Source organism: Kocuria himachalensis (assembly GCF_054784195.1).
This window is the reverse complement of the sequence record NZ_BAAGPL010000018.1, coordinates 36601-52924: the sequence shown is the minus strand read 5'-3', so window position 1 is coordinate 52924 and position 16324 is coordinate 36601. Positions and strand designations below refer to the sequence as shown.

Here is a 16324-nt window from a genome sequence, read left to right as displayed (position 1 = left end):
GTCGAGCTCCAGGAGCTCCACGCGCGCGGGTCGCCCCCACAGGGGACGGCGGTCAGCTCCTGCCGGAGTCCTGTCCGGAGTCGTCCGACGAGTAGTCGAGGTGCTCGTGCTCGAGGCGCAGCTTGCGGCCCTGGTCGACGAGCTTCTCCTCCTTCTTCTCCTTCTTGTCGACCTGCCGGGTGTCGCGCGGCGGGAGCTGGATGGTCTCCTCGGCCTTGATCCCGCCCTGCAGCTGGCGGCCGCGCTCGACCTCGGCGTCGATCTCCGCGCCCAGCAGCAGCACGTTGTTCATGATCCACAGTCCCAGCAGGAGCCCGATCACGGACCCGATGATCCCGTAGGCCTCGTTCGAGGGGAAGTTGGTCAGATAGAAGGCGTAGGCCGCCCCGGCCAGGGCCATCATGACGAGAGCGACGACCGAGCCCAGGCCGATCCAGCGGAACTTCGGCTGCTGGACGTTGGGGGTGAAGTAGTACAGCACGGCGAGCAGGAGCACCGCGAGGGCCAGCACCACCGGCCACTTGGCGATGTTCCACACGGTCACGGTCGTGGCGCCCAGCCCGATGAGGTCGCCCACGGTCTGGGCGATGCCACCGGACACCACGACCATGACCATGATCAGGACCACGATGAGGACCAGCATGAGCGTCACGAAGAGGTTCATGGGCCGCAGCTTCCAGATCGGCCGGCCCTCCTCCACCTCGTAGATGCGGTTCATGGCCCGGCCGAAGGCCCCCGTGTAGCCGGACGCGGTCCACAGGGCGCCGAGGATGCCGACGACCAGGGCGAGTCCGGCGCCGGTGCTGGTGGTGAGGTTGTTGATGGGATCACGGAGGAGCTCGACCAGCTGCGGCGGGGCGTACTGGGTGAGGAAGTCCGTGATCGCCTGGGTCGTGGCCTCGCCCTGGCCGAAGACGCCGAGCAGGGAGACGATGGCCAGCAGGGCGGGGAAGATCGAGAGCACGGCGAAGTACGTCAGGGATGCGGCGAGGTCCGTGCAGTCGTCCTTGGAGAACTCGGAGAGCGCGCGCTTGACGACGTAGCCCCACGAGGGCTTGCTGATCTCGGTGGGGCTGTCGGGCTTGCGGGGGTCCTCGGGGTCCGGTGCGGTGTGCTCCTTGGAGCGGCTGTCCTGCTTGGTGTCCTGGACCATGCTGTGTCCTTCGCGGTCGGCCGCCGGGTGCGGGGCGGGGACTCCGGCCGGCGGCGGGGCGTGTGGGGGATGTCTCGTGGATCAGTGTACTGATGAATCGGCCCCGTGAGCGACAATGGAGCGCACGGACCGCCGGTCCGTCCCGCGTTTCCCCCTACCAGGAGGCCCTTCGTGCCCACCACCCGGCGCACCGTATCCGCGGAGGTCGACTTCGCGGCGGAGACCGACCACCTCGCGGTGTTCTCCCTCGCGGCCGCCCGTCCCGGGGGTCGCGCCCGTCCCGGCGAGCGTCTGCGCCTGCACGTCGACGGGACCGAGGTCGCGCTCGAGGAGGCGGAGGACCTGCACGGCACCCGGCTGCACCTGGCCCGGGTCCCGGGCGGCGCGCAGTGCACGGTGTCCTACGCGCTGGAGCTGGACGGCCCGACGGGTTCACCGCCTCCGGCGGAGTCCGTGGACTTCGTCCGCTACACCCGGCCGAGCCGCTTCTGCCCCTTCGACGAGATGGCCGGCACTCCGGACGCCCTCTTCCCCGGGGCCCGGGAGGGCGGTTACGAAACGCTCCAGCGGGTGCGGGACTGGGTGCACGAGCACCTCGACTACGTGGTCGGCTCCTCGACGGCCACCGACACCGCCGTGCACACGTTCCTCACCCGGCAGGGCGTGTGCCGGGACTACGCGCACCTGCTCATCACCCTGCTGCGGGGCCTCGGCGTGCCGGCACGGCTCGTGTCGGTCTACGCGCCCGGGCTGTCCCCCATGGACTTCCACGCGGTGGTCGAGGCCTGGCACGACGGCGCCTGGTACGTCCTCGACGCCACCGGGCTCGCCCCGCGCACGGAGTTCGTGCGCATCGCCACGGGCGCGGACGCCTCGGAGACGGCGTTCCTGACCACGCTCCAGGGGGCGATCACTCTGGGGGAGATGCAGGTGTCCGCGGAGTCCTCCGCGCCCGGGCGCGAAGACCCGGAGGCCCGGGTCGTCCTCCCGCTGTAGGACGGCGGGGGAGACCGCGTCAGAGGTCGTTGACGGCTTCCCGCAGGCGGTCGGCGAGGCGGGTGAGGATGCGCAGCTCCTCCGGGTCCAGGCCCGCGGACATCAGCTCGTGGACGTGCACCCGGAACTGCTCGGCGATCTCCACCTGCAGCTGCCGGCCCCGGTCGGTCAGCCGGATCCGCAGCCCCCGCAGGTCCTGCGGGTCCTGCCAGCGGTGCACCAGTCCCTTGAGCTCGAGACGTTCGAGCATCCGGCTGAGGCTGGACTGGGTGAGCAGCACGTACTCGTTGAGCTCGTTGAGGCGCATGCCGGTCTCGTCGGAACGGGAGAGGTTGAAGAGGACGTCGTACTCGCGGGCGGAGAGCTCCGCGAACTCGGGTTGGCGCTGGAGACGCCGCATGACCGTCACCTGGGCCCTGAAAAGGGCCTCCCAGGCGTCGGCGCTGTTCTGCACACGATCTGTTTCTCTGCGGGTCACAGGATAATGCTACGACCCGGTTACATCGGCGCACCGGGCGACGGTGTCCCCCCTTTCGGGGAGTGCCTCCTCCGGACCTCCGGTGCGCCGACCGTACCAGGGCGCCGATTCCGGGTGTGACCAGCGGCGATGATACCTTGCGGCGCACCGGAGCAGGGAGGGCGCGAGGCATGGGAGCCTGTATTTTCGAAAGCAAACGTCCACGAAAGAGCGCACGGTGACGAGTGTCACGTCCGGCCCGGTGCCGCGGCCAGCGCCGTGATCCGCTCCTCCCGGGCGCGGTGCCGTTCCTCCTTGCGCGCCTCCACGAGCCGGTACAGCACCGGCACGAGCACCAGGGTCAGCAGGGTGGAGGAGATCAGTCCGCCGATCACCACCACGGCCAGCGGCTGGGAGATGAAGCTGCCCTGGCCCGTGACGCCCAGCGCCATGGGTGTCATCGCCAGGATGGTCGCCAGGGCCGTCATCACGATGGGCCGCAGCCGGCGGGTCGCGCCCTTCTCGATGGCCTCCTCCAGATCCATGCCGTGCTCCCGGCCCCGGTACTGGTTGATGAGGTCGATCAGCACGACCGCGTTGGTCACCACGATGCCCACGAGCATCAGCACGCCCACCAGCGAGGCGAGGCCCAGCGGCACCCCGGAGGCCAGCAGCGCGAGCACCGCGCCCGTCGCCGCGAAGGGGATCGAGACGAGCAGGATCAGCGGCTGGACCAGCGACTTGAAGGTGGCCACGAGCACCACGTAGACGATCGCGATCGCGGCGAGCACGGCGAGGCCGAGCTGCCGGAACGTGGTCTCCTGCTCGGTGGCGGCCCCGCCCAGTTCGGCCGAGGCGCCCTGCGGCAGCTCCAGGCCCGCGAGGGCGTCCCGGACCGCGGCGCTCGTGGCGCCGAGGTCGTCGCCGCCCGGGGTGACCGCCACGGTGGCGGTGCGCTGGTCGTTGCTCGAGGTGATGGTCTCCACCGTGAGCGCCTCCTCGACCTCGGCCAGCTCGTCGAGCCGGACGGTCCCGCCCGCCGCCGGCACCGGGAGGGACCGCAGCGCCTCGACGTCCTCGACGGCACGGCCCTCACCGATGGTCACGGCCACCGAGTCGGCGTCCAGGTCGATGGACCCGGCGGGGAGGGGGTTCACGGTGCCGGCGAGCGCCCCGGTGACCTGCTCCTCGCTCAGGCCGCGGCCGGCGGCTGCCGCCCGGTCGACCGTGACCACGACGGTGGGCTGGGTGGCGGCCAGGTTGCTCGTGACCTGCTCGACGGACTCGAGCTCCCGCATGGCCCGCACCACGGCGTCGTCGGCCTCGGCCAGCGTCGCCTGGTCCGTGGCGCTGACGGAGATCTCGACGTCGTTGCTCGTGAAGCCCTGGGCGCCCTGCACCGAGAACTCCCCGGCGCCGTCCAGCCGGTCCAGGCGCTCGCCGACGGTGCGGCGCAGCCGCTCCTGGTCCACCGCGGCGTCGGTCGTCACGGAGAAGGTGGCGCTGTTGGTGCCGCTGCCGGGCAGGAACGCGGAGAAGCCGCCGCCGGGACCCATGGTGACCTGCACGTCCTCGATGCCCTCGGTCCAGTCGAGCACCTCCTCGGCGCGGCGCGCCTGCTCGGAGGTCACCGCCAGCGCCGTCCCGGGCGGCAGGTCCTGCTCGATCGTCATCGTGTTCTGCCCCGTGTCCCCGAGCAGGTTGGTGGGCAGCACCGGCAGCAGGGCGGCGGTGCCGCCGAGGACCAGGACGCTCACCCCGAGGGTGGCCCACGGGTGACGCTGGGTGCCGCGCAGGACCGGGAGGTAGCCCTGGGCCAGCCGCGGCGGCGTCCCGGCCGTGCTCCCGGCCGCGGTGCCGGCCCAGGGGGCGGGGCGTCCCGCCGGTGCCCGGTGGGACCTCCGGGCCAGACGGGGGTCCCGGAGGAACCAGAACGCCAGCACGGGCACGATGGTCAGGGACACCACGAGCGAGGACAGCAGCGCGATGGTCGTGGTCAGGGCGAAGGGGCGGAACAGCTCACCGGTCACGTCGCCCACGAACGCGATGGGCACGAACACCGCGACCGTGATGAGGGTGGAGGCGGTGATCGCGCCCGAGACCTCGCGCACGGCGGTGAGGATGGCCCGGCGCTTCGCGTTGGCGGGGTCGGTGCGCAGGTCGACCGTCCCGTAGTGGCGCTTGATGTTCTCGATCACCACGATCGAGTCGTCCACGACCCGGCCCACGGACAGGGTGATCGCCGCCAGCGTCAGGAGGTTCAGCGAGTAGCCCAGGGCGTTGATCCCGATGAACGTGGCCAGCAGGGACAGCGGGATGGAGATCGCGGTGACCAGCGTCGAGCGCAGCGACGCCAGGAACACCAGGATGACGAGCACGGCGAACGCGAGCCCGAGGAGGCCCTCGACCGTGAGGTCCTCGATCGACTGCTCGATGTAGGGGGCCTGGTCGAAGACCGCGGTGATCTCGGCGCCGTTGCCGAGGTCCGCCTCGAGCTCCGGGATCATCTCCTCGACCGACCCGGAGATCCCCACCGTGTCCCCGTCCGGGGTCTTGGTCACGGACAGGGCGAGCGTCGGCTCGCCGTTGGTGCGGGTGATCGAGGTCTGCTCCTGCTCGGCGAGCTCCACGGTGGCCACCGCGCCGACGGTGGTGGGCTCGGCGCCGTCGGGCGCGTCCTCCGGGAGGGGCAGCGGGACGTTCTCCACGGCCTCGAGGGAGTCGAGGGGGGAGCCGGCCTGGACAGGAAGGGTCGTGGCCCCGTCGTCCACGGTGCCCACGGGCACCAGGCCGCCGCTCTCCTCCAGGGCGGTGCTGATGTCGGCGGGCGTGGCGCCGGCCCGGGCGAGGTCGGCACGGTCCGGCAGGATCGAGACGACCTGATCAGGGGCGCCGCTGACCTCGGCGGAGCGCACGCCCTCGATCCGCTGCAGGTCCGGGACGGTCAGTCGTTCGAGGTCGGCCGCGAGCGGGCTGAGGTCCTCGTCGGAGGACACGGCCAGGAAGACGATGGGGAAGTCCGCCACGGAGCCGGCGAACGCCGTGGGCTCGACGTCGTCGGGCAGCTGCGTGCGCACGTTGGAGATCGCCCGCTCCACCTGGTTGCGGGCCCGGTCCAGGTCGGTGCCGTACTCGAAGCCCAGCTGGATGTTGGACAGCCCGCTGCGGGAGGTGGACGTCGAGCTCTCGAGGCCCTCCACGATGTTGAGCGCGCGCTCCAGCGGCCTGCCCACCTGCTCGTCGACGACCTCCGCGGACGCGCCGGGCATCGCCGAGACCACGCTGATGGCGGGGATCTCCAGGGAGGGGATGAGCTCCTGCTTCATGGAGCGCATGCTGAGCAGCCCGAAGAGGGCGACGAACAGCGTGATGAGCACGATCAGGGCCCGGTTGGCCATCGACGCGCGGGCGAGGAGAAACACTCGTGCTCCTTGGGGAGGGAAGGTCGAGGGCGTCCCGGCCGGACCGGGACGCACGCCCCTCAGCGTACCGCCGCGTACCGACAGGTCACCGGGGCCGCCGGGGCCGGGCGGCCGGGACGGCCCCGGCGACGACGAGGCCCCGGACCGGTCGGTCCGGGGCCTCGTCCCGCGGGCGCCGTGCAGGTCGGTGCCGTGCGCCGCGGCGCCGGCTGACGCGGTGCCGCTCCATGCCGTGCCGGCCGGCGTCGTGCCGGCCGGTGCGGCGTCAGTTGATGCCGAGCACCTGGGCGGTGCGGCCCATGACCTCGTCCGCGAGCTGCGGGTTGTCGTTGAGCTTCACGCCGTAGGAGGGGATGAGCTCCTTGATCCGCGGCTCCCACCCGGACATCCGTGCCGGGAAGGACTTCGCCAGGAGGTTGAGCATGATGGGCACCGCGGTGGACGCCCCCGGGGAGGCCCCGAGCAGCCCGGCGATGGACCCGTCGGCGGCGGTGATGAGCTCGGTGCCGAACTGCAGCACGCCGCCCTTCTCCTTGTCCCGCTTCATGACCTGCACGCGCTGCCCGGCCTCGATCAGCTCCCACTGCGAGCCGTCGGCGGTCGGGTAGAACTGCTGCAGCGCCTCGACCCGCTGCCCCTTGGACTTGGCCAGCTCGCTCAGCAGGTACTTCACCAGGTCCAGGTTGGCCAGGCCCGCGCGGGTCATCGGGTAGAGGTTGTGCGGGCGCACGGACAGCGGCAGGTCCAGGTAGGACCCCTGCTTCAGGAAGTTGGGCTTGAACCCGCCGTAGGGGCCGAACAGGAGCGCGCGCCGGCCGTGCTCGTAGCGGGTGTCCAGGTGCGGGACGGACATGGGCGGGGCGCCCACGGACGCCTGGCCGTAGACCTTGGCGTTGTGCTGGGCCGCCACGTTCTCGTCGGAGTTGCGCAGCCAGAGGCCGGAGACCGGGAACCCGCCGTAGCCCTTGGCCTCCCGGATGCCGGACTTCTGCAGCAGCGGCAGGGCGCCGCCGCCGGCCCCCACGAACACGAACTTCGCGCGCACGAGCCGGTGGCCCTCCGCGTTGAGACGGTTCCTGACCTTCGCCACCCAGGTGCCGTCGGACTGCCGGTCGAGGTCGAGGACCTGCTGGCCGTAGCGCACCTCGCCGCCCCGGGCCTGCAGGTGGGCGACCTGCTGGCGGGTCAGCTCGCCGAAGTCCACGTCGGTGCCCTCGGGGGACCAGGACGCCGCCACGCGCCCCGCGCCGCGGCCGTGCATGGTCAGCGGCGCCCACTCGGCGATCTTCTCGCGGTCCTCGGTGTACTCCATGCGCTCGAAGAGCTTGTTCGGCTGGAGGGCCTCCCAGCGGCGGCGCAGGTAGTCGCTGTGGGCGTCGCCGAAGACGAGGGACATGTGCGGCACCGGGTTGATGAACGAGCTGGGCTCGCCCAGCTTGCCCTCGGACACGAGGGAGGCCCAGAACTGGCGGGAGAGCTGGAACTGTTCGTTGATGCCGAGCGACTTCTCCGGGTTCACGGACCCGTCGGCGGCCTGGGGCGCGTAGTTGAGCTCGCAGAGCGCGGAGTGGCCCGTGCCGGCGTTGTTCCAGACGTTGGAGCTCTCCGCGCCCACCTGGTCCAGGCGCTCCAGCATCGTGATGTCCCACTGCGGCTCGAGCTCCTTGAGGAACACGCCGAGGGTGGCGCTCATGATGCCTCCGCCGATCAGGAGGACGTCGGTCGATTCCGTTGCCTGAGGTGATGTCACAGTCGATGCTCCCGTTGAACGCCCGGCGCTGCGCCGGTGAGTGGTCGGGATCAGACTAGCGCCACGCCCGGACGAACCCCGAATGCGGCCGGGGCGCGCCGGGACCGGCGCTCACTCCGCGGCGCCGAGGTCCACCCGGTTGAAGACCTCGTTGCCGGTGGAGCTCAGGGGGAAGGACGTCACGGAGTCGCCGACGGCGACCGCCGAGATCGGGTGGGCCAGGGGGACGGCGGGCAGCAGGCGGGAGACGCGGTTGTTGATCGACGCGTACGCGCTCGAGCGTTCCTCGCCGTCGGGCAGCGCCGCCGCGCGGTTCACCGCGCCGAACAGGGACCCGGCGTCCAGGCCGAACTCCCCGCCGGGGGCGCCGAACAGCGCGGCCGTGAAGTAGTCCGGGTCGCGGTACCCGCCGTTGAGGCCGAGCAGGTGCAGGGCGTGGTCGCCCTCCGGGTCCTGGACCTGCTCCACGTAGCCGTCCGACCAGTCCACCGGGACGGGCTCGATCACGAACCCCGCCCGTACGAGCTGGGCCGCGATGTCGGCGTAGATCTTCTCGGGCTGCTGCATGTAGGTGCGGGAGGTGCTGCGCGGGTAGTAGAAGCGCAGCGGCTCGCCGGCGTAGGAGGAGGCCTCCAGCAGCTCCTGCGCCCGCTGCGGGTCGTAGGACGGGACGCGCAGGTCGGTCCCGTCCATCGCGAAGCGTGCGGGCAGGAACTGGTCGGCCACCCGGGTGCCGTCGGGATAGTGCTCGCGCACGATGGCGCCGCGGTCCACGGCGGCGGCGATCGCCGCCCGCACGTCGGGGTCGTCCAGGGGTGCCACGTCCTGGTTGATGCCGAGGTAGGACACGGAGTACGGGTCGCGCTGGAGCACCTGCACGCCCTCGCGGGCGAGGGGGGCGAAGGAGTCCAGGCCCACCTGGTCGTAGCCGTCCACCTGGCCGAGGCGCAGGGCCACGTAGCGCAGCTCGGGCTCGGCGATCGTGCGGAACTCGAGCCGGCCGATGTCCCCGAGCTCGCCCCAGTAGTCCGCGTTCGCGCTCAGCACCACGTGCGTCCCGTCCCCCGACTCGTAGCGGAAGGGGCCGGTGCCCACGGGGTGCGTCTCGTGCGTGCCGGCCGCCAGGGCGGCGGGGGACGCGATCCCGAACGCGGGCTGCGTGAGCGCCCGGAGCAGAGGGGTGTGCGGCGCCGTCAGCGAGAGCACCACCGAGGAGTCCGAGGCGGCGGCGCACCCCGCGTAGAGGGGGTCGACGCCGGGTGCGCCCGTGCGCAGGACGGTCGCGAACGGGGTCCGCGCCCCGTCGGCGGCGAGGGCCTCCCAGCGCTCGAAGTTCGCGCACACCGCCGCCGCGTCCAGGTCGGTGCCGTCGTGGAAGCGCACGTCCCGGCGGAGGTCGAAGGTGTAGGTGAGCCCGTCCGGGGAGCGCTCCCACGACCTCGCCAGGGCCGACACCGCCTCGCCCGTGGAGGGGTCCGCGGCGACGAGCCCCTCGAGCATCTGGGCCCCGATCCGTGACGTCTCGAGGATGTTGACCGTGGCCGGGTCCAGGGTGGGGGCGGCGGCGGCGTTGGCGAACACGAACTCCGCGCTCGGCACGGACCGGGAGGCGGTCGGGGCCTCGGGTCCCTCGCCCGCGGGGGCGCACCCGGCGAGGAGCCCCGCGACGAGCGCGAGCGCGGCCGCGGTGCGGGGGGTTCGCCTGGGCGCCATGGGTCCTTCGCTGCCTCGCCGGATCGGTCGTCGGTGTCGTCGTGGGCCGGCCACGGGCCGTGCCCGGGAGCCGTCGGGTGCGCGAGGCGGGACTCGAACCCGCACGCCGGTCAGGGCACAGGAACCTAAATCCTGCGTGTCTGCCAGTTCCACCACTCGCGCCGAAGGGGCCCGTCCGGGCCCCTCGTCCATCCTAGCCTCAGCCCTCCAGGCCGAGGTCGCGGCGCAGCTTCGCCACGTGGCCCGTGGCGCGCACGTTGTACTGTGCGAGCTCCACGTCGCCGTCGGGGCCGACCACCACGGTGGAGCGCACCAGGCCCTCGTAGGTCTTCCCGTAGTTCTTCTTCTCCCCCCAGGCCCCGTACGCCTCGGCGACCCGGTGGTCGGCGTCGGAGAGCAGGGGGAAGGTGAGGGACTGCTCCTCGGCGAACCGCGCCAGTGCCTCCGGGCGGTCCGGGGAGATCCCGATCACGGCGAGACCGTCCGCGGCGAAGCGCTCCAGGCTGTCCCGGAAGTCGCACGCCTGCGTGGTGCAGCCGGGGGTGGAGGCCTTCGGGTAGAAGTAGACGACCACGCGCTGCCCGCGGTGGTCGGCGAGCGAGACGGTCCGGCACTGGGCGTCGGGCAGGGTGAAGTCGGGGGCCTGCCGGCCGGGTTCGAGACGTGCTGCCATGGGGATGCTCCTCTGTCGTTCCGGTGGTGGTTCCGGTGGTGCTCTCCGGTCGAGTGCCGGGGCCGCGGGACGGCCCCCGACCACGAACACTACCGGCGCTCGCCCGGGACTCCGGCGGTCCGGGAGGCGCGTTCCGGTCCACCGCCCGTTCACGCGCAGAGAAATGCTCGTAAGTTTGCTTAGCATGATGCTGTATTCCGGGTTCCGGATCGGTAGACTGCTTTGCATGCCTTTCACCACTCAATGGCCGACCAACCGATTGCTCTCGACCGCGGCCCGGCTCGTGGAGCACGCGTGGAACGAGCGCCTGGCCACGCTCGGAGTGACCCACGCGGGCGTCATGGCGCTGGACGTGCTGAAGACGGCGGGGAGCATGACCCAGGCCCAGCTGGCGCACCGCGTCCGGGTGCAGGCCCAGACCATGGGCAAGACGCTGCATCGGCTCGAGCTGCACGGCCACGTCACCCGGTCCAAGAACGTCCACGACCGCCGCAGCCACCTCGTGTCGATCACCCCGGAGGGCCAGCGTATCCTCGAGGCCGCCACCCAGCTCGAGGACGAGCTGGTGGACCACGGGCTGCTCACGGACGAGAACCTGCGCCGCACGCTGGCCGACATCATCACCACGCTCGGCGGCGCCCGCTGGAAGCTGCGGGTCCAGCCGGACGGGACCGTCACCGACGCCGGGTCCGCCGACGCGACCACGCCCGAGGAGTCGCGGGAGATCGCCGAGGCCGGCACACAGGGGGACACCGCCTCCTGAGCCGGTGGCGGCCTGCGGTTCCCGCACCGGCGGTCCGGGCCGGCACGGGGTCGGGGACCCTGGCGCGAGCGCACGCGCGAGGTCACGAGGTGGTGATCTCCGGCGAGAGCACCCGGGGGACGACGACGACCCCCGGGTTTTTTCGTGCCCGCGGCCGGTCCCCGCAGCCCCTGGCGCGGAGGGGGCGCGTCCGCGACCCGGGGCCCGCTGACCACGATCGGACGAGGGCCGGACGACGAAGGACCCCACCGCGCTGCTCCGCGGTGAGGTCCTTCTGTGGTGCGCCCCCTCGGACTCGAACCGAGAACCCATTGATTAAGAGTCAATTGCTCTGCCAATTGAGCTAGAGGCGCTGGTGGTGCGGCAAGAACAGTAGCACGTCCCCGGCCCGGGGGCCGAATCACGCCGGCCGGCTTCCGCCGGGTCCCGCCTCGCAACGAGAGAGTACTCTACCAGCTCGCCCCGCCTTGTCCATTCGGCGCCCCCACCCGGGCGGGGGTGGCCTCTAGCATGGCGCTCATGCCCTCCGCGCAGACCCCCGCACCGTCCACCCCGTCCGTCCCGCTCTCCGAGCTCCGCGTGGTCTCCCTCCCGGAGCAGGAGCTGGTGGACCACCTGAGCACCCGCGTCCCGGGCTTCCGCTACGTCCTCTGGGACATGGCCGGTGACCCGGTCGGGGCTCGCGCCGACGAGATCGACGTGGCGGTGGCCCCGTACTCCACCGGCCACTGGGTCGCGGCCCTGCCCGCCGCGACCCGTCTGCGGCTCGTGCAGCTGCAGAGCACCGGCTTCGACGGCGTGCCGGAGGCCATCGGGCCGGACCTCGCGCTCTCGACCGCGGGCTGGGTGCACGCGGCCGGGACCGCCGAACTGGCCCTGGGTCTGATGATCGCCGCCCAGCGGGAGCTCGACCGTGCCGTGCGGCAGCAGCACGAGGGGATCTGGCGCCGCTTCGAGACCCGCAGCCTGGCCGACAGCCGCGTCCTGGTGGTGGGCGTGGGGGAGATCGGCTCCGCCGTGGTCGACCGGCCGCTCCCCTTCGAGGTCGAGGTCACGCGGGTGGCCTCCCGTGCCCGCACCGACGAGCGCGGCCCCGTGCACGGCATCGACGAGCTGCCGGCCCTGCTGCCCGGCGGCGACGTGCTCGTGGTGGCCCTGCCCGCGAGCCCGGCGACCGACGGTCTCGTCGACGCCCGCGTGCTGTCCCTGCTGCCCGACGACGCCCTGGTGGTCAACGTGGGCCGCGGCCGGGTGGTCGACACCCCCGCGCTGACCGAGGAGGTCGTGTCCGGGCGGCTCCGCTGCGCGCTCGACGTGGTCGAGCCCGAGCCCCTCCCCGGCGACCACCCGCTGTTCCGCGCCCCCGGGGCGATCCTCACCCCGCACACCGGGGGCTCCTGCACCTCCTACAGGCCGCGCGTGCGGCGGCTGCTGCGGACCCAGTTCGAGCGCATCGCCGCGGGGGAGCGCCCGCTGTTCCTGCAGCAGGAGGGCCGGCTCGACGTCCCGGCGGCGGGGGGCCGGTAGACCCGGACGTGCCGTGTCTCACATCGTGGGACGCGGCGTCCGAAGATTGACACGCCCGGGCGGGCGGCAGAGCATGGGAGCATGCAACTCAGCCACGGTGTCGTCCAGCTCACGGTACGCGTCCTCGTCGGACGCGGGGCCTGAGCCGACGACCGGTCGAGCGCACGGGCCCTGTCGCACCTCCCGGTGCCGCGAGGGCCTTTTTTCTTGCCCGGCGTCCACGGCGGAGCGACAGTCGAGCCGGAACAGCACCATCCGCCCAGAGGACCAGACCAGAAGGACAGTGACATGAGCAAGGGACAGCCGATCAGCCCAGCGCTGATGGCCACCAAGCGCGCGGAGACCGCCGCCGACCACCGGCCCCCCGGGGCCCCGGAGAAGTCCGTCCCCGCCGTCCCGTCCGTCATGGGCCCGGGCAGCACGGTGGCCCCCACGGAGATGACCGGCTCCCAGGCCGTCATCCGGGCGCTGGAGGAGCTCGGGGTCACCGACGTCTTCGGCCTCCCCGGCGGCGCGATCCTGCCGACCTACGACCCGCTCCTGGACTCGGACAGGATCAACCACATCCTGGTCCGCCACGAGCAGGGCGCCGGCCACGCCGCCGAGGGCTACGCCCTCGCCTCGGGCCGCGTGGGCGTCTGCATCGCGACCTCCGGCCCCGGCGCCACGAACCTCGTCACCGCCCTCGCGGACGCGCACATGGACTCGATCCCGATGGTCGCGATCACCGGGCAGGTCTCGTCCAAGGTGATCGGCTCCGACGCCTTCCAGGAGGCCGACATCGTCGGGATGACGATGCCGGTCACCAAGCACTCCTACCTGGTGACGCACGCCGGGGACATCCCCCGGGTGCTCGCCGAGGCGTTCCACCTGGCCTCGACCGGCCGCCCCGGCCCGGTGCTCGTGGACATCGCCAAGGACGCCCAGCAGGACACCATGACGTTCAGCTGGCCGCCCCGGATGGACCTGCCGGGCTACCGGCCCGTGACGCGCGGGCACGCCAAGCAGATCCGGGAGGCCGCCAAGCTCATCGCGGCGGCCCAGCGGCCCGTGCTCTACGTGGGCGGCGGGACGATGCGCGCCGACGCGGCCGCCGAGCTCATGGAGCTGGCCGAGCTGACCGGCGCCCCCGTGGTGACCACGCTCACCGCCCGGGGTGTGTTCCCGGACTCCCACGAGCAGAACCTCGGGATGCCCGGCATGCACGGCACCGTCCCGGCCGTGTACTCGATGCAGCAGGCCGACCTGCTGGTGACCCTCGGCGCCCGTTTCGACGACCGCGTCACGGGCCACCTGGAGACCTTCGCCCCCACGGCCAAGATCATCCACGCGGACATCGACCCGGCCGAGATCTCCAAGAACCGCACCGCGGACGTCCCGATCGTGGGCGACGTCAAGGAGATCCTGCCGGACCTCGTGACCGCCGTGCGCCAGGAGTTCGAGCGCGGCGGCAGCCCCGACCTCTCCGTGTGGTGGACCGCGCTCAGCAGCCTGCAGGCCACCTACCCGCTGGGCTACCCCAAGCCGGCCGACGGGCTGGGGTCGCCGCAGCACGTCATCGAGCGCATCTCCGCCCTGACCGGCCCCGAGGCCGTCTACGTCTCCGGCGTGGGCCAGCACCAGATGTGGAGCTCCCACTTCGTGCAGTACGAGCGGCCCCGGCAGTGGCTGAACTCGGCCGGGCTGGGGACCATGGGCTTCGCCGTCCCCGCCGCGATGGGGGCCAAGGTCTCCCAGCCCGACCGCGTGGTCTGGGCGATCGACGGCGACGGCTGCTTCCAGATGACCAACCAGGAGCTCGCCACCTGCACGATCAACAAGATCCCGATCAAGGTGGCGGTGATCAACAACTCCTCGCTGGGCATGGTGCGCCAGTGGCAGACCCTGTTCTACGACGGCCGGTACTCCAACACCGACCTGAACACCGGCCACGACAGCATCATGGTGCCGGACTTCGTCAAGCTCGCCGACGCCTACGGGTGCGCCGCCCTGCGCTGCACCCGGGACGAGGACGTGGACGACGTCATCCGGCAGGCCCTCGAGATCAACGACCGCCCCGTGGTGATCGACTTCGTGGTCTCCGCCGACGCGATGGTGTGGCCGATGGTGCCCACCGGCGTGTCCAACGACCAGATCCAGATCGCCCGCAACATGACCCCCGACTGGGACGAGGAGGACTGACCCATGAGCCGACACACCCTCTCCGTGCTGGTCGAGGACAAGCCGGGCGTGCTGACCCGGGTGGCCGGACTGTTCGCGCGCCGCGCCTTCAACATCGACTCGCTCGCCGTGGGACCCACGGAGCTCGACGGCGTCTCCCGCATCACCGTGGTGGTGGACGCCGAGGGCGAGCTGCTCGAACAGGTCACCAAGCAGCTGAACAAGCTCATCAACGTCATCAAGATCGTCGAGCTCACCCCCGAGTCGTCGGTGCAACGCGACCACATCATGGTCAAGGTCCGCGCCGACGCCGCGACCCGTCTGCAGGTCACCCAAGCCGCAGACCTGTTCCGGGCCACCGTTGTCGACGTCTCCACCGAGTCGCTCGTCATCGAGGCCACCGGCGCCCCGGAGAAGCTCCGGGCGCTGCTGGACATCCTGGAGCCGTTCGGCGTCCGGGAGATCGTCCGGGCCGGTACGCTGGCCCTCGGACGTGGTCCCAAGTCGATGAGCGACCGCGCCCTGCGCCACTGACGCCCCCGGGCGGCGGTGGACGCGGGCGCCGGCCCACAGACACCCCAACCACCTCGCGGCGGTGCACCCGCCGCACCCACCCATGCTTCAAGGAGACAACCCCATGGCAGAGATCTTCTACGACGACGACGCCGACCTCTCGATCATCCAGGACCGCTCCGTCGCCGTCATCGGCTACGGCTCGCAGGGCCACGCCCACGCGCTGAACCTGCGCGACTCCGGCGTGGACGTGCGCATCGGGCTCGCCGAGGGCTCCCGCTCCCGGGCCAAGGCCGAGGCCGAGGGCCTGCGGGTGCTCACCGTCGCGGACGCCGTCAAGGAAGCCGACGTCATCATGATCCTGACGCCGGACCAGGTCCAGCGCCACGTCTACGCCGAGTCCGTCGCCCCGAACCTCGAGCAGGGCGACGCGATCTTCTTCGCCCACGGGTTCAACATCCGCTACGGCTACATCGAGGCCCCCGAGGGCGTCGACGTCGTCATGGTCGCCCCGAAGGGCCCGGGCCACACCGTGCGCCGCGAGTTCGAGGCCGGCCGCGCCGTGCCCGCCCTCGTGGCCGTGGAGAAGGACGCCTCCGGCAAGGCCCTCGAGCTGGGCCTGTCCTACGCCAAGGGCATCGGCGGCACCCGCGCGGGCGTCATCAAGACCACCTTCACCGAGGAGACCGAGTCCGATCTCTTCGGCGAGCAGGCGGTCCTGTGCGGCGGCGTGTCCCACCTGGTCCAGTACGGCTTCGAGACCCTCACCGAGGCCGGCTACCAGCCGGAGATCGCCTACTTCGAGGTCCTGCACGAGCTCAAGCTCATCGTGGACCTCATGGTCGAGGGCGGCATCGCCAAGCAGCGCTGGTCCATCTCGGACACCGCCGAGTACGGCGACTACGTCTCCGGCCCCCGGGTGATCAACCCCGCGGTCAAGGAGAACATGAAGGCCGTGCTCGCCGACATCCAGGACGGCACCTTCGCCAAGCGCTTCATCGAGGACCAAGACCAGGGCGGTCCCGAGTTCAAGAAGCTGCGCGAGAAGGAGGAGACCCACCCGATCGAGGTCACCGGCCGCGAGCTGCGCAAGCTCTTCGCGTGGACCTCCCCGGACGCCGACTACGTCGAGGGCACCGCGGCCCGCTGATCCGCGAGCGCTCCGCACGACCACGCCGGGCCGCCTCCCCACCGGGA

12 protein-coding genes and 2 tRNA genes are annotated in these 16324 nt (G+C 71.9%); 6 read left to right on the top strand and 8 right to left on the bottom strand.

Annotation, left to right across the window (positions count from 1 at the left end; genetic code table 11):
• Nucleotides 1–52: 52 nt before the first annotated feature.
• On the bottom strand, nucleotides 53–1153 hold the full coding sequence (locus ACYVM4_RS12375) for a YihY/virulence factor BrkB family protein (protein ID WP_368822247.1): 1101 nt from the start codon (nucleotides 1151–1153) through the stop codon (nucleotides 53–55).
• A gap of 171 nt (nucleotides 1154–1324) precedes the next feature.
• Between ACYVM4_RS12375 and ACYVM4_RS12370 the strand changes: the two genes are divergently transcribed.
• Nucleotides 1325–2149, top strand: coding sequence for a transglutaminase-like domain-containing protein (locus ACYVM4_RS12370; protein WP_368822246.1), 825 nt, complete (start codon nucleotides 1325–1327; stop codon nucleotides 2147–2149).
• A gap of 19 nt (nucleotides 2150–2168) precedes the next feature.
• Here ACYVM4_RS12370 and ACYVM4_RS12365 read toward each other — a convergent pair whose 3' ends face one another.
• From ACYVM4_RS12365 to bcp, 6 genes are all read right to left on the bottom strand, one after another.
• Nucleotides 2169–2603, bottom strand: a complete 435-nt coding sequence (locus ACYVM4_RS12365; RefSeq protein WP_387610734.1) for a MarR family winged helix-turn-helix transcriptional regulator — start codon at nucleotides 2601–2603, stop codon at nucleotides 2169–2171.
• 251 nt (nucleotides 2604–2854) lie between these two features.
• Nucleotides 2855–6028 carry an efflux RND transporter permease subunit gene (locus tag ACYVM4_RS12360; protein WP_460668733.1) on the bottom strand — a complete coding sequence of 1058 codons (3174 nt, stop codon included), beginning with the start codon at nucleotides 6026–6028 and terminating at the stop codon, nucleotides 2855–2857.
• A gap of 265 nt (nucleotides 6029–6293) precedes the next feature.
• The gene (locus ACYVM4_RS12355) at nucleotides 6294–7778 is read right to left on the bottom strand and encodes a malate:quinone oxidoreductase (protein WP_368822243.1); all 1485 of its coding nucleotides are present in this window, start codon (nucleotides 7776–7778) and stop codon (nucleotides 6294–6296) included.
• 111 nt (nucleotides 7779–7889) lie between these two features.
• The gene (locus ACYVM4_RS12350; RefSeq protein WP_460668732.1) at nucleotides 7890–9491 is read right to left on the bottom strand and encodes an ABC transporter substrate-binding protein; all 1602 of its coding nucleotides are present in this window, start codon (nucleotides 9489–9491) and stop codon (nucleotides 7890–7892) included.
• 78 nt (nucleotides 9492–9569) lie between these two features.
• Nucleotides 9570–9653: transfer RNA gene (locus ACYVM4_RS12345), tRNA-Leu, on the bottom strand.
• A 37-nt stretch (nucleotides 9654–9690) separates the two neighbouring features.
• Complete coding sequence (bcp, locus tag ACYVM4_RS12340) at nucleotides 9691–10164, bottom strand: thioredoxin-dependent thiol peroxidase (protein ID WP_460668731.1); 474 nt, start codon at nucleotides 10162–10164, stop codon at nucleotides 9691–9693.
• Between the two features lie 226 nt (nucleotides 10165–10390).
• Between bcp and ACYVM4_RS12335 the strand changes: the two genes are divergently transcribed.
• Nucleotides 10391–10927 carry a MarR family winged helix-turn-helix transcriptional regulator gene (locus ACYVM4_RS12335; RefSeq protein ID WP_368822240.1) on the top strand — a complete coding sequence of 179 codons (537 nt, stop codon included), beginning with the start codon at nucleotides 10391–10393 and terminating at the stop codon, nucleotides 10925–10927.
• A gap of 277 nt (nucleotides 10928–11204) precedes the next feature.
• On the opposite strand, the gene ACYVM4_RS12330 is transcribed toward ACYVM4_RS12335, so the two are convergent.
• Nucleotides 11205–11280 (bottom strand) — tRNA-Lys (locus ACYVM4_RS12330).
• Nucleotides 11281–11437: 157 nt separating this feature from the next.
• On the opposite strand from ACYVM4_RS12330, the gene ACYVM4_RS12325 reads away from it, so the two are divergent.
• From ACYVM4_RS12325 to ilvC, 4 genes are all read left to right on the top strand, one after another.
• Nucleotides 11438–12454 (top strand): NAD(P)-dependent oxidoreductase, encoded by a 1017-nt coding sequence (locus tag ACYVM4_RS12325; RefSeq protein WP_460668730.1) that lies wholly within the window; start codon nucleotides 11438–11440, stop codon nucleotides 12452–12454.
• A gap of 288 nt (nucleotides 12455–12742) precedes the next feature.
• A complete protein-coding gene (locus tag ACYVM4_RS12320) occupies nucleotides 12743–14635 on the top strand; it encodes an acetolactate synthase large subunit (RefSeq protein WP_368822238.1) in 1893 nt (630 codons plus the stop codon).
• 3 nt (nucleotides 14636–14638) lie between these two features.
• The gene (gene ilvN, locus ACYVM4_RS12315) at nucleotides 14639–15148 is read left to right on the top strand and encodes an acetolactate synthase small subunit (RefSeq protein ID WP_058874672.1); all 510 of its coding nucleotides are present in this window, start codon (nucleotides 14639–14641) and stop codon (nucleotides 15146–15148) included.
• Nucleotides 15149–15251: 103 nt separating this feature from the next.
• Entirely contained in the window at nucleotides 15252–16277 is a 1026-nt protein-coding gene (gene ilvC / locus ACYVM4_RS12310) for a ketol-acid reductoisomerase (RefSeq protein ID WP_368822236.1), read from the top strand.
• Nucleotides 16278–16324: the final 47 nt, after the last annotated feature.

Coding starts and splice junctions, on each gene's coding strand:
- ACYVM4_RS12375 (WP_368822247.1), bottom strand. CDS start 1,153: ATGGTCCAGGACACCAAGCAGGACAGCCGCTCCAAGGAGCACACCGCA.
- ACYVM4_RS12350 (WP_460668732.1), bottom strand. CDS start 9,491: ATGGCGCCCAGGCGAACCCCCCGCACCGCGGCCGCGCTCGCGCTCGTC.
- bcp (WP_460668731.1), bottom strand. CDS start 10,164: ATGGCAGCACGTCTCGAACCCGGCCGGCAGGCCCCCGACTTCACCCTG.
- ACYVM4_RS12335 (WP_368822240.1), top strand. CDS start 10,391: ATGCCTTTCACCACTCAATGGCCGACCAACCGATTGCTCTCGACCGCG.
- ACYVM4_RS12325 (WP_460668730.1), top strand. CDS start 11,438: ATGGCGCTCATGCCCTCCGCGCAGACCCCCGCACCGTCCACCCCGTCC.
- ACYVM4_RS12320 (WP_368822238.1), top strand. CDS start 12,743: ATGAGCAAGGGACAGCCGATCAGCCCAGCGCTGATGGCCACCAAGCGC.
- ilvN (WP_058874672.1), top strand. CDS start 14,639: ATGAGCCGACACACCCTCTCCGTGCTGGTCGAGGACAAGCCGGGCGTG.
- ilvC (WP_368822236.1), top strand. CDS start 15,252: ATGGCAGAGATCTTCTACGACGACGACGCCGACCTCTCGATCATCCAG.